Annotated in this window: 18 protein-coding genes and 1 tRNA gene; 14 read left to right on the top strand and 5 right to left on the bottom strand. The window is 73.7% G+C overall.

Features of this window, described 5'->3' with window-relative positions; all coding sequences use genetic code 11:
• Positions 1-36 precede the first annotated feature (36 nt).
• The gene (locus ACFP1Z_RS06620) at positions 37-1,350 is read left to right on the top strand and encodes a tyrosine-type recombinase/integrase (protein ID WP_390314944.1); all 1,314 of its coding nucleotides are present in this window, start codon (positions 37-39) and stop codon (positions 1,348-1,350) included.
• Between the two features lie 301 nt (positions 1,351-1,651).
• Here the strand turns inward: ACFP1Z_RS06620 and ACFP1Z_RS06615 are convergent.
• Both ACFP1Z_RS06615 and ACFP1Z_RS06610 read right to left on the bottom strand, forming a co-directional pair.
• Positions 1,652-1,738 (bottom strand) — tRNA-Ser (locus tag ACFP1Z_RS06615).
• 117 nt (positions 1,739-1,855) lie between these two features.
• Positions 1,856-3,559, bottom strand: a complete 1,704-nt coding sequence (locus tag ACFP1Z_RS06610; RefSeq protein WP_390314943.1) for a S1C family serine protease — start codon at positions 3,557-3,559, stop codon at positions 1,856-1,858.
• A 265-nt stretch (positions 3,560-3,824) separates the two neighbouring features.
• Between ACFP1Z_RS06610 and ACFP1Z_RS06605 the strand changes: the two genes are divergently transcribed.
• The 3 genes from ACFP1Z_RS06605 to ACFP1Z_RS06595 all read left to right on the top strand — a co-directional run bounded on the left by ACFP1Z_RS06605 (position 3,825) and on the right by ACFP1Z_RS06595 (position 7,015).
• Positions 3,825-4,655 (top strand): glycerophosphodiester phosphodiesterase, encoded by an 831-nt coding sequence (locus ACFP1Z_RS06605; protein ID WP_390314942.1) that lies wholly within the window; start codon positions 3,825-3,827, stop codon positions 4,653-4,655.
• 234 nt (positions 4,656-4,889) lie between these two features.
• Positions 4,890-5,366 carry an ATP-binding protein gene (locus ACFP1Z_RS06600; protein ID WP_390315065.1) on the top strand — a complete coding sequence of 159 codons (477 nt, stop codon included), beginning with the start codon at positions 4,890-4,892 and terminating at the stop codon, positions 5,364-5,366.
• Positions 5,367-6,046: 680 nt separating this feature from the next.
• Complete coding sequence (locus ACFP1Z_RS06595) at positions 6,047-7,015, top strand: DUF5926 family protein (protein ID WP_390314941.1); 969 nt, start codon at positions 6,047-6,049, stop codon at positions 7,013-7,015.
• 290 nt (positions 7,016-7,305) lie between these two features.
• Here ACFP1Z_RS06595 and ACFP1Z_RS06590 read toward each other — a convergent pair whose 3' ends face one another.
• On the bottom strand, positions 7,306-7,992 hold the full coding sequence (locus ACFP1Z_RS06590; RefSeq protein ID WP_390314940.1) for a hypothetical protein: 687 nt from the start codon (positions 7,990-7,992) through the stop codon (positions 7,306-7,308).
• A gap of 543 nt (positions 7,993-8,535) precedes the next feature.
• Positions 8,536-9,276, bottom strand: a complete 741-nt coding sequence (locus ACFP1Z_RS06585) for a bifunctional DNA primase/polymerase (protein WP_390314939.1) — start codon at positions 9,274-9,276, stop codon at positions 8,536-8,538.
• 839 nt (positions 9,277-10,115) lie between these two features.
• Here ACFP1Z_RS06585 and ACFP1Z_RS06580 point away from each other — a divergent pair.
• The 6 genes from ACFP1Z_RS06580 to ACFP1Z_RS06555 all read left to right on the top strand — a co-directional run bounded on the left by ACFP1Z_RS06580 (position 10,116) and on the right by ACFP1Z_RS06555 (position 16,768).
• Positions 10,116-11,606, top strand: a complete 1,491-nt coding sequence (locus ACFP1Z_RS06580) for a SpoIIE family protein phosphatase (RefSeq protein ID WP_390314938.1) — start codon at positions 10,116-10,118, stop codon at positions 11,604-11,606.
• A 126-nt stretch (positions 11,607-11,732) separates the two neighbouring features.
• Positions 11,733-13,187 (top strand): aminopeptidase P family protein, encoded by a 1,455-nt coding sequence (locus tag ACFP1Z_RS06575; RefSeq protein ID WP_390314937.1) that lies wholly within the window; start codon positions 11,733-11,735, stop codon positions 13,185-13,187.
• Between the two features lie 293 nt (positions 13,188-13,480).
• A complete protein-coding gene (locus ACFP1Z_RS06570; RefSeq protein ID WP_390314936.1) occupies positions 13,481-14,680 on the top strand; it encodes a hypothetical protein in 1,200 nt (399 codons plus the stop codon).
• A gap of 87 nt (positions 14,681-14,767) precedes the next feature.
• The gene (locus ACFP1Z_RS06565; protein WP_390314935.1) at positions 14,768-15,304 is read left to right on the top strand and encodes a phosphatase PAP2 family protein; all 537 of its coding nucleotides are present in this window, start codon (positions 14,768-14,770) and stop codon (positions 15,302-15,304) included.
• Positions 15,297-16,283, top strand: coding sequence for a decaprenyl-phosphate phosphoribosyltransferase (locus ACFP1Z_RS06560; protein ID WP_390314934.1), 987 nt, complete (start codon positions 15,297-15,299; stop codon positions 16,281-16,283). Before ACFP1Z_RS06565 ends, ACFP1Z_RS06560 begins: the two co-directional genes overlap by 8 nt.
• Positions 16,280-16,768, top strand: a complete 489-nt coding sequence (locus ACFP1Z_RS06555; RefSeq protein WP_390314933.1) for a GtrA family protein — start codon at positions 16,280-16,282, stop codon at positions 16,766-16,768. The genes ACFP1Z_RS06560 and ACFP1Z_RS06555 overlap by 4 nt, the downstream gene beginning before the upstream one ends.
• A gap of 15 nt (positions 16,769-16,783) precedes the next feature.
• Here ACFP1Z_RS06555 and ACFP1Z_RS06550 read toward each other — a convergent pair whose 3' ends face one another.
• Entirely contained in the window at positions 16,784-17,236 is a 453-nt protein-coding gene (locus tag ACFP1Z_RS06550; RefSeq protein ID WP_390314932.1) for an ATP-binding protein, read from the bottom strand.
• Positions 17,237-17,455: 219 nt separating this feature from the next.
• On the opposite strand from ACFP1Z_RS06550, the gene ACFP1Z_RS06545 reads away from it, so the two are divergent.
• The 4 genes from ACFP1Z_RS06545 (at position 17,456) to ACFP1Z_RS06530 (ending at position 20,502) form a co-directional block, all read left to right on the top strand.
• Positions 17,456-18,259 carry a hypothetical protein gene (locus ACFP1Z_RS06545; RefSeq protein ID WP_390314931.1) on the top strand — a complete coding sequence of 268 codons (804 nt, stop codon included), beginning with the start codon at positions 17,456-17,458 and terminating at the stop codon, positions 18,257-18,259.
• A 126-nt stretch (positions 18,260-18,385) separates the two neighbouring features.
• Entirely contained in the window at positions 18,386-19,159 is a 774-nt protein-coding gene (locus tag ACFP1Z_RS06540; RefSeq protein WP_390314930.1) for a YcnI family copper-binding membrane protein, read from the top strand.
• A 210-nt stretch (positions 19,160-19,369) separates the two neighbouring features.
• The gene (locus ACFP1Z_RS06535; RefSeq protein ID WP_390314929.1) at positions 19,370-20,023 is read left to right on the top strand and encodes an SCO family protein; all 654 of its coding nucleotides are present in this window, start codon (positions 19,370-19,372) and stop codon (positions 20,021-20,023) included.
• Positions 20,023-20,502, top strand: a complete 480-nt coding sequence (locus tag ACFP1Z_RS06530; protein WP_390314928.1) for a copper chaperone PCu(A)C — start codon at positions 20,023-20,025, stop codon at positions 20,500-20,502. Before ACFP1Z_RS06535 ends, ACFP1Z_RS06530 begins: the two co-directional genes overlap by 1 nt.
• Positions 20,503-20,507: the final 5 nt, after the last annotated feature.

The raw sequence follows: 20,507 nt of genomic DNA, 5'->3' as shown, positions 1-20,507 counted from the left end.
GTCGGCCGTCGGAAACACTCCGCGAGCTTCCGTCTCATGCCTCAAGCCGACGGCCGTCGAGCCCAGTTGATAGCAGCTCTGCAAAATGGCGAGCAGTTCGACACCGAACAGGGTGTCCCCGTATCCGAGCTGCGCGCCCTCAACACGGTGACCTGGTACCAACATGCCCTGGCCTACACGGTGATGAAGTGGCCGCACATAGCGGCCAAGCATCGGGCGAGCATCGCCGATGCCCTGTCCACCGCATCGCCGGCACTCGTACGACCCGGCGCCACAGGCAGACCCGCCCCAAGTGCTCTCCGCACCGCGCTCTACGCCTGGGCCTTCCGGCTCGTCCTGGTCACCGACAAGAACGGCGCGTCCGTCCACGTGCCGCGGGCGGAAGCAGAGGAACCACCGACCGAGATCGCCCGCGCTCTCGCCTGGATCGCCGAGAACTCCCTGCCCATGACCGAAGCCGCGCGCCCGGCCAACATCCGTCGGGCCCTGGACGCCATATCTCGCCGACTCGACGGCAATGCGGCGGCCGAGAACACGACCAGACGGAAGCGGATGATCCTCAACAACGCCTTCGAGTACGCGATCGAGTGCGAGCAGTTGGACGTCAACCCACTCAAGCGTGTCGACTGGCGCCCCCCGGACACCGATGAGGAAGTCGACTTCCGTTTCGTCCCCGGCCCGAAGTTGGCCAAGGCCCTCATCCAAGCCGTACGAGACCAGGGCACCCGGGGGGAGCACCTGGAGGCGTTCTTCGGCTGCATGTACTACGCCGCGATGCGCCCCGGTGAGGTCGCGGCCCTGAAAGACACCGATCTCTCCCTGCCCGACGAGGAGCACGCGGACGAGTGGGGCGAGGTCATCCTGGCGGAGAGCCGCCCCGAAGTCGCCTCGGGCTGGACGGACGACGGTCTTCCGTACGAGAGGCGGGGATTGAAGCGCAGGGCCCGCAAGGCCACCCGTCCGGTGCCGATCCCGCCCGAACTCGTATGGATGCTGCGCGAACACATCCGCCGCCACGGCCTGGCCTCGGACGGACGGCTGTTCCGTGCCGTCCGGGGCGGGCGGGTCCGGTCCACGGAGTACTGCGAGTTGTGGCAGACGGCCCGGGAGACGGTCCTCTCACCGGAGGAGTTGGCGACACCCCTCGCCGACGTGCCGTACAAGGCACGCCACGCAGGGATCTCGTTGTGGATCCAGGCCGGAGTGGAACCGCCGGAGGTCGCCCGGCGGGCCGGCCACAGCCTCGCCGTCCTCTACCGGGTCTACGCGAAGATCCTCAACGGCCGCCAGGGCCACGCGAACCGGCTCATCGCCGAGGCACTGCGCGATCCCGGCGACGATTCTTCCTGAGGCTGTCCGCCCTCGACGGCCCCGGTACCGGCCTCATCACCGGGCCCCACGGCAGCTCTGGCATCTCATCCGGGCCTTGAAGAACAGGTGGGGGGCCTGAGCCGCCCAGCCCATCACCACCGGTCCGAGGACCACCTGACGCTACGTAGTCGCACTGCGTTCCCTGGCCTTGGGGGACGTATGGGGGACAGCCACTGGTCAGCGCCGGTCCACAGGCGGGAAACCGTGAGACAGTTCGAATACAGAAGGGGTGCCCCGGATTCCGGAGCACCCCTTCTGACCTGCGGCAACGCAGGACCCGCGGAGGCTGAGGGATTTGAACCCTCGGTGACATCGCTGCCACGACGGTTTTCAAGACCGTTCCCTTAGGCCGCTCGGGCAAGCCTCCCCGCATCCGCCACCTGCGGCGGAGCCTCTCTAGCCTAGCGGCTGGCGGGGGGCGGTGGGGAGGGCGGTCCGGGCAGGCCCGTAGGGGTGCCCGGGAGCAGCAGCGGCTGAGGGGGTGTCAGCTGCTGTCGCCCGTGCGCTGGCCCAGGGTGACCTCTGTCGTGGCTTCCTTGCCGTCGCGGGTGTAGGTGACCTTGACCTTGTCGCCGGGCTGGCGGGTCCAGATCTCGCTGATCAGGGTCGGGCCGCTGTCGATGACGACGTCGTCGAGCTTGGTGATGACGTCGCCGGGCTTGAGGCCGGCCTTGTCGGCGGGGCCGCCCGGGGTCACGGCGGGGCTGCCGTCCGCGCTGTCCCGGGAGACGCGGGCGCCGGAGCCGCTGTCGCGCAGGTCGACGTTGGCGAGGATCGCCGGGTAGACGGGCTTGCCCGTCCTGATCAGCTGGTCGGCGACCTTCTTCGCCTGGTTGATCGGGATCGCGAAGCCGAGGCCGATGCTGCCGGCCGGGCTCTGGCCGAAACCACCGGCGTTCGCGGACTGGATCGCGGAGTTGATGCCGATGACGGCGCCCTGCGCGTTGAGCAGCGGGCCGCCGGAGTTGCCGGGGTTGATCGAGGCGTCGGTCTGCAGGGCGCTCATGTACGAGGCGTTGCCCCGGCCGCCGCCGTCGCTGGAGGCGACCGGTCGTTTCTTGGCGCTGACGATGCCCGTGGTGACCGTGCCGGACAGGCCGAAGGGCGCGCCGATGGCGATGGTGGCGTCACCGACGGCCGTCTTGTCGGAGTCGGCGAGCGGCAGCGGGTTCAGCGGGGCGTCGCCGGGGTTCTTCAGTTTGATGACGGCGACGTCGTAGCCCTTGGCCCGGCCGACGACCTCGGCCTCGTACTGCTTGCCGTCGGAGAACGTCGCCGTGAGCTTGCCGCCGCCCTGCGCGGCCGAGGCGACGACGTGGTTGTTGGTGAGGATGTGACCCTGTTTGTCGTAGACGAAGCCGGTGCCCGTACCGCCGTCGCCGCCGCCGCTCTGCGCCTCGATGGTCACGACGCTGGGCAGCGCCTTGCTCGCGATGTCCGCGACGGAACCGGGCGTGCGGCTCCCTGTCTTGGCGTCGCCGACGGAGGAGATGGTGGTCGAGCCGCCGCTGTCGCGGCTGTTCGCCGCCCAGTAGCCGATGCCGCCGCCGACGCCGCCGGCGACGAGGGCGGCCACGAGCACGGCCGCCACCAGCCCGCCGGCCCGCTTGCGCGGAGGGGCGTACGGGCCGGGGCCGTCGACGACCCACGGCCCGCCGGCCGGACCGCCGGGGCCGCCGTACGGCGGGTGCTGGGCGCCGGCCGCGTTGTACCAGCCGCCCTGCGCGCCCGCGGCCGGGGCACCGGCCTGCGCGTACGCGGGCTGCGGCGGCGGGGCCGAGGGGAACTGCGCCGTGTGCGCGGCCTGTTCCGGCCCGGGGACCGGGGCGGGGGGTACCGGGGGAGCGGGGTGCGCGGGAGGAGCCACGGGGGCGGCCGGCACGGGCGCGGGCTGCGGCGGGGCGTCGGCGCGTACGGGCTGCTCGGGTGCCGTACCGCCGGCGGGGGCCGCAGCGGCGGCCGGCGGAGCCGGGGAGGCCGGCGTCCCGTCGGCGGCCGGGGCGGGCGCGGCGTCCCGCTCCGTCGGAGCCGTCGGGGCCGTCGGCGCGGCAGCGTGCTCCGGACCGTCCGACGGCGCCGCCGGACCGGCCTGCGTCGGCCCGGTCGCGGCCCCGCCCGGAGCCGGCTCCGGAGAACGCGCCGGGGGCGTGGCGGGCGGAACGGCGGCGCCCTCGTTCTCGGTGCTCACAGCTCTCTCCTCATCAGGTGCACATCAGTCTTGCTCGGGCCGGGGCGTCCGGCCCCGGACACCCGGGACCGTGCCCGCGCGATGTCCTTGCCGACCGCCAGCTTTTCCCATGACACGTCAGACCACCGTAAGCGGAGGCTGTGCCTGTCGTGCCTGTCGTGTCCGTCCTTTCCCGCCCGACGGCCGTCAGAGGGCGGCGCCGGGCCGGACCAGGGGCGGCGGGGGTCGCGTGCGGGACCGCTCCGGCCGGTGGCACCATAACGCGGTGACCTATGCGCACCAGGCCCCGGGCGCCCGCCCCGGGCCCCGTCGGCCCGACGTCGTCGCCCACCGCGGGGCCTCCGAGGACGCTCCGGAGCACACCCTGGCCGCGTACCGCAAGGCGATCGAGGACGGGGCGGACGCGCTGGAGTGCGACGTACGGCTCACCGCCGACGGGCATCTGGTCTGTGTGCACGACCGCCGGGTCAACCGGACCTCCAACGGCCGCGGCGCGGTCTCCGCGCTGGAGCTCGCCGACCTCGCGACGCTGGACTTCGGCTCGTGGAAGGGGCAGGCCACCGAGGCCGAGGAGCCCGACCGCGACGCCACCTCGGTGCTCACCCTGGAGCGGCTGCTGGAGCTGGTCGCGGACGCGGGGCGGCGCGTCGAGCTGGCCGTCGAGACCAAGCATCCGACCCGCTGGGCGGGGCGGGTCGAGGAGCGGCTGATCGCCCTGCTGGACCGCTTCGCCTTCACCGGCTCCGGTCCGCGCGCCCAAGAGCCGTCGCCGGTGCGGGTGATGAGCTTCTCCGCCCGTTCGCTGCACCGCGTGCACGCCGCCGCGCCCGCCCTGCCCACCGTCTACCTGATGCAGTTCGTGCCCCCGATCTACCGTGACGGGCGGCTGCCGGCGGGCGTGCGCATCGCGGGGCCGTCCATCCGCATCCTCCGCAAGGACCCGGGCTACGTGGCCCGGCTGCACCGCGCCGGGAACCAGGTGCACGTGTGGACCGTGGACCGGGCCGACGACGTGGAACTGTGTGCCCGCACCGGGGTGGACGCGGTCATCACCAACCGGCCCAAGCAGGTGCTCGCCCAGCTCGGGCGCCCGTAGGGGCCTCCGCCGTCGGCCCGGTGGTCACCCCCGGCACACGGGGCCCCTGACAGCCCATTACAGGGAGTGCACCGGCGCGTTCGGTACGTGTTCGACGGGAGTGAGTGCCCCCGTCGGTGCGCGAGTGGCCGGTTTCCGGTCCAGTCCATTGGGGCATCCATCCCCTGACGTGGGGCAAAGGAGGTCTCGGGGGTGGCGTTGGTGGTGGCACAGGAGGTGCCCACGTCGTCGATCATGGCCGTACCCCATGGCCCGACCGGAGTGGGCCGGGCAAGACACCGGATGCGCGAGGATCTGCGCATCAGGGGGGTACCGGATTCGGTCATCGACGACGCCGTACTGATTCTTTCGGAGCTGCTCAGCAACGCGTACCGGCACGGGCGCCCGCTGAGCGCGGAGAACGGGGGACGCACAGAGGGGGGGGACGGGGGCATACGCGCCGCCTGGCGAGTGGACCAGCACGGCCGGCTCACGGTCGAGGTCACGGACGGGGGCGGGCCGACCCGGCCACTTCCGGCCACACCGTCGGTGACCGCACGCGGCGGCCGCGGACTGAACATCATCAGCGCGCTCTCCCAGGACTGGGGGGTACGGGACGCCTCCGGCGGTGAGGTGACCGTATGGGCCGCGCTCTCGGTGCGCAGCAGTTTCGCTACGCGCGTTGAGCTCGCCCCGGAGCCGTTGTTCAGCGATATCGACGAACCGGCGTGACACCGGCTCGACGCGCGTAGAAGCGCGCGACATCCAGGAGCGCGGCGACGCGCTCGCCTACGGCAGCACCGTTGCCGTACGGCCGGTGGGCCCCGTGGTCCGCGCGAGAGCGCGGCGGACGCGGCACCCCACCACCGGCCCGACACCGCCGGCTCCGCCGGGACGACCGGCACAGCACACCCGGGTTTCTCCGGGCCACCGGCCCCGGAGCCCTCACGACGCGGCCACCGCACCCCCGGGGCACGCGCACCACGGCCCACCGCGATCCGGCCGGGCCTCCCGCCGTTCCCGCGCAGCGCTTTCCGGCCACACGGCCGAGCGGCCCACGCGCGGCACTCGCGCATCCCGGTCCACGCCGGCGCCTGTCCGTGCCGACGCCTGTCCGTGCCGACGTCTGTGCCTCCGGTGTCCCTCCGCCTCCAGCGCCGACCGCCCCCGCCCCGGCACCGGCTGACGCCCCGCCGGCCCGGCCCCACCCCCGAACCGCCCACCCGGCTCCCCCGCTCGTCAGCGCGTGCCCGGTCCGCCCGTGGCGGTGGGCGCTAGGCTCGCGCCGTCAAAAGAAGGTGCCCCCGGGGCACCCGAGACGGACGCGGTGCGCCGGCCCGTGTGCGGCCGTGAGCGGCACGTTCGGGCGCCGCGCCGCGCGTCCAACGCATCGATCGGGAGACACGCACGCCATGGCCAAGAAGCGCCGCCCCCAGACCAAGGCCGCCACGCCGCCCGCCGCCGACGGCGCGATCCCCGTGGTGGGCGCCCGGGAACCCTGCCCCTGCGGGTCGGGCCGGCGCTACAAGGCGTGTCACGGCCGCGCGGCCGCGCACGCCGGGACCGAGCTCGTCCAGCGGCCGTTCGAGGGGCTGCCCGGTGAGGCCGACTGGGTCGCGCTGCGCGAGCTGGTGCCCGCGGCGACCGTGGAGCTGACCCTCAAGGACGGGCTGCCCGAGGGCGTGCCGTCGGTGACGCTGGCCACCGTGCTCCCGATGGCCTGGCCGGCCCTGCGCCGCGACAACGGCGCCGTGCTGCTGGGCCTGCAGAACGACACCGCGACCGGCGACCTCAGCCGTGACCTCGCGGACACGCTGCTGCGCGCGCTCCGGGCGGAGCCGGGCACCCCGGTGGCGGCCGGGCGCGCCGCCGCGGACGGTCCGCGCCTGCAGGACCTGCTGGATCCGGCCGCGCCGTTCACGCCGGTCGTGCACCAGGGCTTCGAGTTCTGGGTGGAGAACGCCGAGAACGCGTCGGCCGAGGTCGCCGCCTCCCTGGACCGGGCCAACGCCGCCGCGATCCCCACCGAGCGGCTGTCCGGTGTCGGGGCCGCGTACTGGTGCGAGACCCCGGAGAAGAACCACCTGCGCTGGGTCATGACGCACCCCGAGGAGAAGCTGCTGGACGCCCTGGCCCGGCTGTACGTCGCGGGGGCGGCCTCGCTCGGCGAGGGCACCCGGCTCGTCGGCTCGTTCCGGGCGCACGGGCTGACCGTGCCGGTGTGGGACCTGCCGCGCTCGATGCGCGCGCAGGACGTGGAGAAGCCGGCGGCGGCGTTCGCGGAGCAGCTGGCGGCGGCGCTCGCGCAGGACGCGCCGCTGACGGCGGAGGAGCGGCGTGCCCGCGGCGGGCTCACCAGCCGCCAGGTCACTCTGAACTGATGTTCCGCGGGCGGTCGGCCCCCGCCGGCCGCCCGCGTCGGCCCGGCGGACCGGAGTGGTTGAATCCGCGGCCCGGCCGGGCCCCTCGGGGCCGTCATTCGCGTGACTCCGGTCACAACTCCCGCTGTCGGGCCGGAAATCGACGTCCGGAAATCCGCGATCGAATTTGCGAACCGCCGATCTCTTGTTACCGTTCTAGGAGCCCGGTCGCTGGTGCATCCCCCGTCGCCAGCGACCGGGCGTTTCCATGCCCTCTTCCGGGGCCCTTCCCCGGCGCCCTGTCCGCCGGGTCAACCCTTCTGCTCCTCGGGCGAGTTGCTGCCGGAGCGGAGCAGCAGCTTCCCCTCCTCCGAGGCGACCTCCGTCACCGCCTCGTACGGCTCCGGCCCGCGCGCCGACGCGGAGCGCGGCGTCTCGCACTCGTCCGGGTCGTCCGAGACGCCCGTACGGCAGCGCACCTGGACGGTCCGGCCGTCGGGGCCCATGAGGGTCAGTACGGCCGTCAGCGGGCCGCCTGTGGCGTTGCGGAAGTACGTGCGCGCCCAGGTGTCCCGGCCCTCCTCCAGCACGCACGTCTGCGCCTCCACGCCCTCGGGGGAGGTGAGTTCGGGCCCGCACCGCGCGGAGTCGTGGAGCTGCGCGCCCGGGGCCGGGACGCCGAGGGCGGCGAGCGGCCCGCGCCCGGCGTCGGGGCGCACGTCCGCGGGGGCGTCCCGCGCCGCGCCCCGCTGCCGGGCCGGCTGCTCCGCGGGCCGGTGGCCGCCCTCGCGGACCCCGCCGGGGTCGCGCTGCGGGTGGCGGGGTCCGGCCGGTCCGGCGGTGGCGGCCGCCAGGGGCATGATGACGGCCAGGGCCACGGCACTGGCCAGCGCGACCATCCGGAGATTGGCCGCGCCGGGCGCCTCCGCGCTCTGCGGGGGCGCGTCGCTCACGCGGGACGCGCTGGGCACTGCGGGCGCGCCGGGCGCACGCTCCATGGAGACCACCTGCAACTCGTGCACTAGCCGTGGACGCTGGAATCACGGGGGCTGCCCGGCGAACCTCCGCGAACGCGCGGCACTCCCGGCGGCGTTGCCGCCGCCGACGCGTCGCTTGTCACGTTCCCGGCGCTCCCGGCGCCGCCCGATGCCCCTCGGCGCCGCCCGGCTCGGTCCCTCGTCCGGTGTCGCGCGGCGTCGTCGGTCATCGGTCGGCGGCTTCCGCACGCCCCTTTCAGGACCGGGGGCGGCGCCGGGCTCGGCATCCGACGACAGGCCCAGCACCCGAACATAGCGGTCGGGCCAGGGCTCTTGGGGCGGCGGCGCCGTGGTTTCCCGCAGATCCCGGAACCGCTTACACCCTTACGAGTGAGAGCGCGTGCGTCTCCCGTCCGTACGCGCTCTCCCGTGCCGTACCGGTCACCTGGCGGCAGGCCCCGCACGGGACCCCGGCGCTCAAGGTCGTGCCGGCCCGTACCGCCCGTACCGGCTGCCCCAACTGCCGTGTCCGTACCGGCCGTCGCCCCGGCCGCGCCGGCCGTGTCAGTGCGTGAGCCTGCTGCCGCCTCCCGGGGTGCCCGCGGTCTCCTCGACGAGGACGTCGACCACGGTCGAGATGTCCGGCAGCCACGGCCGCGGCACCACGCCCGTACGGGCGCCGCGCAGCGCGGACACCGCGGCGCTCCGCCGCGGCGCTCCGCCGTACGCGCGCGGCGCGCGCTCCCAGCGCACGCGTCCCGCGCCCGTCGGGGACGGCGGCAGGGCCACGTAGCCGCCCTCGCCGTGGAAGCGCAGCGAGCCGGGCACCCAGTCCTGACGGTGCAGCAGTTCGCCGAGCACCTCCAGGGAGTACGGGGCGACGAGCAGCGTCCAGCGCTCGGGCGTGGCCACCACGGGGCCCAGGCGCACCCCCGCCCGGTCGAGTGCCACGAGGGCGCGCGCGCCCGCCACCGCCGGCAGGCTCACCGCGCACGGCGCGCGCCCGCCCGTGGCGAGCAGGACCGGCGCGTCGGGCCGGTTGGTCCACCACCAGCGCACCATCCGGGCGTCCGTGGTCGCCGCCAGCAGCCCCGGGTCGAAGGGGTGCGCGCCGGGGGCCGCGCAGTCGGCGTGCTGGCAGCCGCACCCGCGCGCCCCGCCCGCGCGGCCGCGCGGCCGTAGCCCGACGCCCGGGAGCACGGGCCACCGCCACTCCGTGGCACACACCAGGGCCGCGGTGAGCACTGCGGGCCGTTCGCCTCGCCTGAGCGAGAGCTTGCGTCGCCTTCCGAGGATCTCGCGCATGAGCGCTCGTTCCTTTCCGTGAACGCCGTAGGTCGTCTTCCCCCGCCCGGGGGCAGGGGTCGTGGTCGCGGCGTGCCCTTGAGGGCACGCGCTCTTCTCCTGGACACCGCACGGGCACTGCACAGCACTTCGTCCGAACCACGTGAACTGCTGGGCACCGCACCGGTAACTGCACTTGCACTCCGCGCTGAGCCACTCCGCGTGCACCGCACGGCGCAGCGCGCGCCGCCCGGGCTCCATGCCACTACGGGCCCGGCGCGGCGTACCGCTCAACACGCCGTGGCGTTCGCGGGACCGGCACACCACGTGGATCAAAAATCACTGCACGTACAACGCAGCGCATCACGCCACGGGCCGAGCGGGAAACCTGGCGCGGGGTGGCGCGCACCTGGCGCTTCGCACCGCTTCCGGCGTGCTGCTCCCGTCCCCGGTCAGGGGCGTGCCCGTTGCCGGTTGAGACGCCCGGGCCCGCCGCCAGGTTCCGGTGAACCCTCAACTGCCCCTGCTCTTCTGCCAAGTACGTACCCACCACGGTGGACATGACGCGCTGTCGAGCGACGTCAGTCGACCGCAAAACCATGGGCGCGGGACCATTTTCCGGCCAAATTTGAAACCCCACAGACACCACCATTCCCACTGGTCCGATGCTGGACATCCCCTTGTCCGGGCGTGTACATGTGGAGCACGGATAGCGCGCAACACGACAGGGGGTTTGCGGTGCTATTGACGAAAAACCACAGGCCAGGCGACCGGTCAAGAGGGCCCGGCGCGGGGCCGCCCGGCCCCCTCGGCAGCGCCGCCCCGCCCGCCGCCGCGCGGCCCCGTCCGGGTAGCGGGCCATGACCACCCCCCACCTGCCGAAAGTGGCCGGAATCGATCCTCCGGTCCCCCCCGGGTCGCAGACTTCGGCCCCCGAACCCCCCGCGTCCGCCGCCGCCCCGTCCGGCCCCGCCGGCGCTCCCCCCTCCCCCGCGGCCTCCCCCACGGCCTCCGCCGCCGCCCCTCCACTGCCCGCCGCCGGTGCCCTGGTCCAGGACCGTCTCGCGAGCTGGATCTTCGACCTCACCACGCTCCAGGAGCTGACCGAGCGACTCGCGCGCACCACGGCGCTCGACGCGGCACTGCATGAAGTGCTGCGCGCCGGGGCGCAACTCGTCGGCGCCCGCCGGGGTCTCGCCACCCTGCGCCCGTCCGCCGGGGGCGGCCGTGCCACGACCGCCGCCCTCGGCCTCGCCCGGGCCGACCTCGGGATCATGGAGACCGTCCCGTACGGGCCCGGTCAAGACCCCGGCCGTGAGCGGCTGTTCGGCCTGCTGCCCCCCGCCGGCTCGCGGGCCGGCCGCGCCCACCCCGACCTCGCGGCCGACGAGGCCCTCGGCCCCCGGCACCGCGAGGCCGCGGCCCGGCTCGGCTGCGGCGCCGGCTACGTCCTGCCGCTGGAGACCGCCGCCGCGGGCCGCCTCGGCGCCGTCGTGTGGTTCTACGACGAGCCCGCCGCGCCCACCGAGCGCCAGCGCCATCTCGTGGGCCTCTACCGCGACTTCGCCACCGAGCACCTCGCCCGCCACCTCGAACTGGCCGCTGCCCGCGAGGGCTTGGCCGCTCTGCGCACCGAGCTGCTGCCCGGCCGGCTGCCGTCGGTCCCCGGGGTGCGGCTGGCCGTCCGCCACCGGCCCGCCCCGTCCGGGGGCGCCGGCTGGTACGACGCGCTGCCGCTGCCCGAGGGCGCGCTGGGGCTCGCGGTCGGCGGGGCCGGCGGCTCGGGCCCGGCGGCGCTCGCCGCGGCGGTCCGGCTGCGGGCCTGCCTGCGCGCGTACGCCGTCATGGAGGGCGAGGACCCGGTCGCCGTCCTGTCCGACCTGGAGCTGCTGCTGCGGCTGACCGACCCCGGCCGCGCCGCCACCGCGCTGTTCGCCTACTGCGAGCCCGCCGGTGTGCCGCAGGTCACCGGCGGGCGGCGGCAGAGCGCGAAGGTCGTCCTCGCCGGCGCCGGGCACTGCCCGCCGCTGATCGTCGGCGAGCGCCGTACCGAGTACGTGGAGACCTCGCTGTCCGCGCCGCTGGGCATGCTCTCCTGCTGGGAGGCGCCCAGCGTGGAGATCGAACCGGCGGCCGGGGAGACGCTCCTGCTCTACGGCGACGGGCTGCTGCGCGCGACCGGTGAGCCGATGGACCGCGCCTTCGCGCTGCTGCACGCGGCGGCGCTGGGCGTGCCGTCCGCGGCGCGCGGGGACCCTCGGGCGGTCGCCGAGCACGTCCTGCGGACCGTGGTGCCCGAGGACGGCGCGGACGGGGAGGATCTCGTGCTGCTCGCCGCCCGCTTCGAGTGAGCCGCCGCCCTGCCTGCGGCGGGGGGTCCGTCCGCACGGCCCCTTCCCTCGTTTTCCGTCGCACATACGATGGAAACCGGCCCTGTCCGAGGAGGAGAGGCCCGTCCCCGTCCGAGGAGGAGAGCAGTGACCGAGCAGCCCGCGCCCGAGAACCCCGAAGGCGACGAGCCGATCAAGCAGCGGAAGAACGGCCTCTATCCGGCCGTCTCCGACGAGCTTGCCGAGAACATGAAGTCGGGCTGGGCCGACACCGAGCTGCGCGATCTGCGGCCCGTCGAGCAGGCCCCGCACACGGCGAGGCGCCGTGCCGAGCTCTCCGCGCGCTTCCCCGGCGAGCGCCTGGTGATCCCTGCGGGCAACCTCAGGACGCGCTCGAACGACACCGAGTACAGCTTCCGCGCGTCCACCGAGTACGTGTACCTCACGGGCGACCAGACCCAGGACGGCGTGCTGGTCCTGGAGCCGGTGGACGGCGGCCACGAGGCCACCCTCTACCTGCTGCCGCGCTCCGACCGGGAGAACGGCGAGTTCTGGCTCGACGGCCAGGGCGAGCTGTGGGTCGGCCGCCGGAACAGCCTCGGCGAGGCCGAGCAGCTGCTCGGCCTGCCCGCGAAGGACGTCCGCAAGCTCACCGCCGCCCTGCGCGAGGCCACCGGCCCGGTGCGCGTGGTGCGCGGGCACGACGCCGGCGTCGAGGCGGCCCTGACCGACAAGGTCACCGCCGAGCGCGACGAGGAACTGCGGATCTTCATCAGCGAGCAGCGGCTCGTGAAGGACGCCTTCGAGATCGGTGAGCTGCAGAAGGCCGTGGACTCCACGGTGCGCGGCTTCGAGGACGTCGTGAAGGTCCTCGACAAGGCCGAGGCCACCTCGGAGCGCTACATCGAGGGCACGTTCTTCCTGCGCGCCCGCGTCGAGGGCAACGACATCGGCTACGGCTCGATCTGCGCCGCCGGCCCGCACGCCACCACCCTGCACTGGGTGCGCAACGACGGCCCGGTCCGCTCCGGCGAACTGCTGCTGCTCGACGCCGGAGTGGAGACGCACTCCCTGTACACCGCTGACGTCACGCGCACACTGCCGGTCAACGGCACGTACTCGCCGCTCCAGCGCCGCATCTACGACGCGGTGTACGAGGCCCAGGAGGCGGGCATCGCGGCCGTCCGGCCGGGCGCGAAGTACCGCGACTTCCACGACGCCGCGCAGCGCGTGCTCGCGGAGAAGCTCGTCGAGTGGGGCCTGGTCGAGGGCCCGGTCGAGCGCGTGCTGGAGCTGGGTCTGCAGCGCCGCTGGACCCTGCACGGCACGGGGCACATGCTCGGCCTGGACGTCCACGACTGCGCGGTGGCCCGTACGGAGACGTACGTGGACGGCGTGCTGGAGCCCGGCATGGTGCTCACCGTCGAGCCCGGCCTGTACTTCCAGGCCGACGACCTGGCGGTGCCCGAGGAGTACCGGGGCATCGGCGTCCGTATCGAGGACGACATCCTCGTCACCGAGGACGGCAACCGGAACCTGTCCGCCGCGCTGCCGCGCACTGCGGCGGACGTGGAGACGTGGATGGCCCGCCTCAAGGGCTGACACCTTTCGAGAACGGCCGCTTCCGGCAACGACGGCCCGGCCCGCGTACGAAGCGGGCCGGGCCGTCGTGTTGCGGGGGGCGGCACAGAAGCGTCGAACGGTGCCGGAGTTACTAAAGACACAGGCGTGAGACTCGAACCCGAAAATACAGATATAGTAAATTTTTTCGCTGGTGGCCTGTCCTGGGTGGAACGACCTGGAACGGCCGTCGAACGATCAGCCGGGAAGCTCCCTGGGTCCAGTGCCCGGGCCTCCGGGACCCGCGCCCCATCCGACGACCTCAGGACAGCTCCGTGACTTCAGTGGCAGACCAGCCCCGCGTCCGTTCGCGCGCCGACGGCGGCCGGGCCCCGGCACACCGCCCGGGCCGGTTCGCGACGCACCTGCGGGCCGCCGCGCCGGCGCTGGGCCTGTACGCGGGTCTGCGGCTGATCAGCCTGCTCGTCTACTGGTGGCTGGCCGGGCGGGCCGGCGCGGACCCGTGGCACAACATCGGCATCACCTGGGACTCCGCGTTCTACCGGGACATCGCCCTGAACGGGTACCCGAAGGAGCTCCACCTCTTCCGGGGCGACCTGCCGGAGACCGAGGTCACCCAGGCGTTCTTCCCGCTGTACCCGATGCTGATGCGCTGGCTCGCGCTCACGGGCATCAGCGTGACCCTGGCGGGCGCGCTGATCTCCACGGTGGCGTCCTTCGCGGCGGCCTGGGGCCTGTTCAAGATCGGCTCGCATCTGCGGGACGCGCGCACCGGTGTCGTGCTCGCCGGGCTGCTGGCGCTCCTGCCGACCGCCGTCGTCCAGCAGCTCGTCTACACGGAGTCCCTCTTCGTCGCGCTGGCGGCCTGGACGCTCTACGCGGCGCTGCGGCACCGCTGGGTGACGGCCGGAGTGCTGTGCGTCGTGTGCGGGCTGAGCAGGCCGACCGCGGGTTCGGTCATCGGCGCGGTCGGTCTCGCCGCGCTGTGGGCGCTGTACAAGCGCACCGACGGATGGCGGCCGGTGGCCGCGATCGTGCTCGCGCCGCTGGGCCTGCTGTCCTACCTGGGCTACCTCGCGGTCCGCTACGGCCGCGTCGACACCTACTTCGTCATCCAGAAGAACAACTGGGGCGAGACCTTCGACGGCGGAAAGACCACCTGGCAGACGCTCACCGGCGCGCTCACCGCCGGCGGCCAGGTGGAGCTGCCGAGGATCGTCACCGCGCTGTGCCTGCTCGCGCTCCCCGCCCTGGTCCTCCTCATGCTGCGCGAACGCCTGCCGCTGGCCCTGGCCGCCTACGCCCTGGCCTCGCTGGTCCTGGTGGTGAGCGTGCACCACTGGGCCGGAACGATCCCGCGCTACCTGATGCCGGTCTTCCCGCTGCTGATCCCCGTCGCCTGCGCGCTCGCCAGAGCCAGACTCTCCACCCGGATCGCCGTGCTGCTCACCCTGGGCGTGGCCTCGGGCTGGTACGCCTGCTGGATCCCCCTTCAGTTCTCCATGGCTCCGTAGCCGGGTGCCCGAGCCCGCCGCACCGGCGGTACGCACCCCCCCCGTTGAGCCGCTCCGCACCCACTTGACCTGAGAGGACGCCGACCCATGTCAGACCTGCGTTCAGCCGTCGCGAAAGCCGACCGGCGGATTTCGCTCGCCGTACGCGGACGCTTCGCCGACGAGCGGTCCGTCACGGCGAGCCGTGCCCTGTCCTGGTGCGGCGAGCACGCCGCCGGCTGGCTGGCCATCGGGCTGGCGGGCGCCGCTGTCGACCGCGAGCGCCGCGGGCAGTGGCTGCGGGCGACCGGCGTCGTCGCCGGTGCCCACCTGACCAGCATGGCCGTCAAGCGGGTCGTCCGGCGTCCCCGCCCGCACGGCCCCGGTCTTGAGCCGCTGGTGAAGACCGCGGGCAAGCACAGCTTCCCCAGCTCGCACGCCGCCTCCTCGGCCGCGGCCGCGGTCGCCTTCGGCTCGATGCTGCCCGCCCCCGCGCTGCGCACGGCCGCCGCGGCGATGTGCTTCTCGCGCCTCGTCGTCGGCGTCCACTACCCGAGCGACGTCGTCGGCGGCGCGGCCATGGGCGCCGCCGTGGCGCGTGCCGGCCGACGCTGGATATCCGCTGGAGGACGCACCGATGGCTGACGCCACCGACACCGTGGACGCCCCGGCCCCCTCCGCGAAGACCACCGAGGCCGCCCAGGCCGCCGGGACCGCGAAGGACGCCGCCTCCCCGGCCGGGTTCCGGCTCGGCGCGCTGCCCGGCGGGCTGCTGCGCAACGCCCGGCCCCGGCAGTGGGTCAAGAACGTCCTCGTCCTCGCCGCGCCGGGGGCGGCCGGGGCGCTGAGCGACGTCGACGTGCTGCGGCAGAGCGGCATCGTCTTCCTGCTGTTCTGCGCGGCCGCCTCCAGCATCTACTTCCTCAACGACGCCCTGGACGTGGAGGCCGACCGCGCCCACCCGGTCAAGCGCAACCGGCCGATCGCGGCGGGCATCGTCCCGCTCCCGGTCGCCTACGCGGTCGGCGCGCTGCTCGCTCTCGGCTCGCTGGCCGGGGCGCTGCTGCTGTGCAACGTCGGCACCGCCGTCGTGCTCGCGTCCTACCTGGTCGTCCAGGTGCTGTACTGCACCCGTCTCAAGCACGTTCTCGTGGCCGACCTGGCCGTCGTCACCTCGGGCTTCGTCCTGCGCTCGATGATCGGCGGTATCGCGGCGGACATCCCGCTGTCCCAGTGGTTCCTGATCACCACCGGCTTCGGCTCGCTGTTCATGGTGGGCGCCAAGCGGTACTCCGAACTCGTGCTCATGGGCGACCAGGCCGCCGAGTCCCGCAAGCTGCTCGCCCAGTACACCACCGGCTACCTGCGGTTCGTCTGGCAGGCGTCGGCGAGCATCACGGTGCTGGCCTACTGCCTGTGGGCCCTGGGCCACCAGGGCGAGGACCCCGGTCTGTGGCGCCAGCTGTCGATCATCCCGTTCGTCTTCGGGGTCCTGCGGTACGCGCTGTTCGCCGACCGGGGGACGGCGGGCGCGCCCGAGGACGTCGTCCTCAAGGACCGCGCACTGCTCGGCACCGGTCTGCTGTGGGTGATCGTCTACGGCGTATCGGTGGCCGGTCTGTGAGCACCGGGGACCGGTCGACCGGTCCGGCCGCCCCGCCGGTACGCGGGCGGCTGGGCGGGCTGCTGCCGGAGCTGCTCAAGTTCGGGGTGGTCGGCGGCATCGGGTACGCCACCGACGTGCTGCTCTTCCTGCTGCTGCGGGAGCGGATGGGCGTCGACGCGATCGCGGCCAAGGTGATCTCCCTGGCCGCCTCGATCGTGGTGGCCTATCTGGGCAACCGCTGGTGGACCTACCAGGACCGGGCCGGTGCCGCGGACCGGGGCCGGATCGGGCGCGAGACCCTGCTGTTCCTCGTGGTGAACATCGGCGGGGCCCTGATCCAGCTGGCCTGCCTGGGCTTCTCCCGGTTCGTGCTCGGCTTCCACAGCACGCGGGCCGATCTGGTCGCGGGCAGCCTGGTCGGCATGGCCCTGGCGACCCTGTTCCGCTTCTGGGGCACCAGGACCCTGGTCTTCCCCGGGAGCCGGCGGCCCGCCGACGCGTGAGAGGCGGCCCCCGCCTCACGACGCCCGCAGCAGCGCGGCGTCCTCCCGCCACTTGAGGACCTTGTCGAAGCTGACCACCGCGCCCTGCCGGCCCGGGCGGTTGCGGACGTGGACCCGGTCGGTGAGGGACTCGATAAGAAAGAGGCCCCTGCCGTGTTCGTCATGGGCAGGGGCCGGCTGCTGCGGTTCCGGATCGCGGTGCCGGGGCTGTTCGGGGAAGCCCGGGCCGGAGTCGGTGACCTCGATGCGGCAGGTGTCGCCGTCGATGAAGGCCGTGACCAGATAGCCGGTGGAGGAGTCGCCGCCGTGCTCCACCGCGTTCGCACAGGCCTCGCTGAGCGCCAGCGACAGGTCGTAGGAGATGTCGGGGTCGACGCCGGCCGTCTCCATCGTGCCGATCAGCAGTCGTCGGGCGAGCGGGACGCTCGCGGCCTCGCGCCGCAGATGGAGTGACCACCACATGCTCATGCTCAGCCTCCCGGCGGCTCGACCTACCGGTACCTATAGCCACCGGTGATCCGCCGTAAGCCTGCGCCGGGTGTGAGACCGCTCATTCGGACGACGCGCCGAAGTGGTGCATCGGTGTATGCGTACGAGCCACCGCGCGCCGGTGCGCCCCCGCGCTGAGGAAGCCGGGCGCCCCCTGCTGTAGGGAAGCCGTAAGCGCGGTGGGATGATGGCGCAGCCATGAACCGTCCCGTCGCGCGCGCCGGCGCCGATCTGCGACTGCTGCGGGCCGCGGTGTTCGCCGCGGCCTGCGTTCTGCTGTCCGCGGGCGGGCATGTGCTGGCCTCCTGCGCGAGCGTGCCGCTGTGGACGCTGGCCGCGGGCTTCGCCGCCGTCCTGCTGGCGGTTCTCCCGCTGGCGGGGCGGGAGCGCTCCCTGACGGGCATCGCGGCCGTCCTGGCCGCCGGACAGCTGGCCCTGCACACCCTCTTCGGGCTCGGTCAGCTCGGCTCCGGGCGGACGCCGGAGCCCCCGGCCTCCGACAGCCGGCTGATCGGTTTCGCCGCCCGGCTGATCTGCAACCAGCCGCACCCGGCGTCCGCCGCCGAGGCCCGCCGCGTGATCACCGACGCGGGGTTCGACCCGGCCGTGCACCCCCTGCAGTTCGCACCGCCGACCCCGCCGACCGCCTCGCCCGCCGACGGCTCCGCGCTCGCCGCGGCGCTGCTGCCCACCCTGCCGATGCTGCTCGGGCACGTGCTCGCTGCGCTGGCCGTGGGCTGGCTGCTGCGCCGGGGCGAGGCCGCGCTGTGGCGCGCGGTGGCCCTGTCCGCGCGGTCGGCGCGCGGAGTCGCGGAGGTGACGCTCGTACGGTCGCTGCGTGCCGCGCTCGTGCTCGCGGCGGCCCTGTACGGCCGCACCGACGGCGGACGGGCGGCCCTCCTCCCCCGGGCGGACACCGACGACGAGCGGCCCGTGGCGGAACCGGCACTCCAGCACAGCGTGATCCGGCGGGGCCCGCCGCGCTGCGCCCTCGCGGCCTGACAGCGCGGAACAGCACTCCTGCGGCACACGGGACCCCTCGGTCCCCACCGTGCCGGCGGGAGGGCGGCCGCGCGCCCAGCCGCACGCGTGCCGCCCCTCCCCGAGCCCCTCCACTGGAGTGTCCCCATGACCGCCACCCGCCCACGGCCGGGCACCGAGCACACCCGCCTGCGCCGTCTCCGCCGTCTCCCTGTCATCGGCGGCCTCGCCGCCGGCGGCGTCCTGCTCCTCGCCGGACCCGCCTTCGCGCACGTCAGCGTGCAGCCCGGCACCGCCGAGAAGGGCGGCTACAGCACCATCGCCCTGAAGGTGCCGAACGAGAAGAACAACGCCTCGACGGTGAAGCTGGAGCTCACCCTCGACCCGAAGCACCCGCTCACCTCGGTGATGCCGCAGCCGGTGCCCGGCTGGGACATCAAGGTCGAGAAGACCAGGCTCGACAAGCCGGTGCAGCTGCACGGCGAGACGGTCGACGAGGCCGTCAGCAAGGTCACCTGGAGCGGCGGCAAGATCGATCCGGGCCAGTTCCAGCAGTTCCCGCTGTCGGTCGGACAACTGCCGACGGATGCCGACGAGTTGGTCTTCAAGGCACTGCAGACGTACTCCGACGACGACGTGGTGCGCTGGATCGACCCGTCCAAGCCGGGCGGCGAGGAGCCCGAGCACCCGGCGCCGGTCCTCAAGCTCGTCGCCAAGGGCACCACGGCCGACAAGAAGCAGGACGCGGCCGTGGACAAGGCGGACAAGGCGAACGGGGCGGACAAGGCCGCGGCCGCCGCCGCGAAGAGCGAGGACAGCACCGACACCACGGCCCGCGCCCTCGGTATCGCCGGCATCGTCGTCGGTGTCGCGGGTGTCGCCTTCGGCGTGTTCGCCGGACGCCGCCGCTCGGCCGGCTGACGTCCCGCGCCCGACGGACGCCCTCCGACGGACAACTTCCGGCGGACGCCTTCCGGCGGACAACTTCCGGCGGACGGCCCCGGACGGACAACCCAAGACGGACGACCGCGGGGCGGCCTGCCGTACCCCGGCACGCGTGCCCTTCACGCTGCCCCGCTTCCCTGACCGACGACCGACGCTTCCCTGACCGACATCCGGAGAAAGAGCTCCATGCGCACGAAAACCCTCGGCGTGGCCCTGGCCGCGGCCGCCGCGCTCACACTGAGCGCCTGCGGCGGCGGTTCCGCCGACAGCGGCGACAAACCCCTGGCCGACGTCTCGGCCTCGCCGAAGAAGGCCGCGATCACCCTGGACACCCCCAAGCCGAAGCCGGACCTCGTCCTGAAGGACACCTCCGGCAAGAAGTACGAGCTCCTCAACGAGACCAAGGGCCACCCGGTCCTGCTGTACTTCGGCTACACCTACTGCCCCGACGTCTGCTCGACCGTGGTCGCCGACATGGCCGCCGCCGCCAAGCAGCTGCCCAAGGCCGAGCAGGAGAAGCTGCGCATCGTCTTCGTGACGACCGACCCCGAGCGCGACACCCCCGAGCGGACGCGCGCCTGGCTCGACGCCCAGGGCGGCCAGGACATCGTCGGCCTCACCGGCGACTTCGACACGATCCAGGCCGCGGCCACCTCGCTCGGCATATTCGTCGAGAAGCCGAAGAAGGAGAAGGACGGTTCCGTGACCGTCAGCCACGGCGCCGAGGTCGTCGCCTTCTCGCCCAAGGACGACGGTGCCCACTGGGTCTACACCGCCGAGACCACCAAGGACCAGTACGCCAAGGATCTCCCGAAGATCGTCGAAGGGGAGAACCCGTGATGCGCAAGACCACCGCCACCACCGCCGCCGCCCTGCCGCTCGTCCTCGCCGGAGGGCTGCTGGCCCTCACCGGCTGCCAGTGGGAGAAGGACGCCCTGGGCTCCGACAAGCCCGAACTGTCCGTCAGCGGCGCCTATCTGCCGCAGCCCGCGATGGACGACATGGCCGCCGCCTATCTGACCGTCCGCAACGACGGCGGCAAGGCCGACCAGCTGACCTCCGTCACCAGCACGCTCTCGGACGACGTGACCATGCACACCACCGAGGGCTCGCAGATGAAGCACGCGGCGAAGCTGGACGTGCCCGCCAAGGGCGAGCTGTCGCTGGCGCGCGGCGGCAACCACCTGATGCTCGGCAAGCTCGACCACAAGCCGAAGGTGGGCGAGAGGATCGAGTTCACGCTGCACTTCGCGGAGTCCGGCCCGATCAAGGTCAAGGTGCCGGTGGAGACCGCGACCTACCGGCCCGGCAAGGGCTGACGGAC

This window comes from Streptomyces gamaensis, from assembly GCF_042656465.1.
Classification (GTDB): Bacteria; Actinomycetota; Actinomycetes; order Streptomycetales; family Streptomycetaceae; genus Streptomyces; species Streptomyces gamaensis.
The sequence above is the reverse complement of the archived record's forward strand: the minus strand, read 5'-3'. Positions and strand labels throughout refer to the sequence as shown.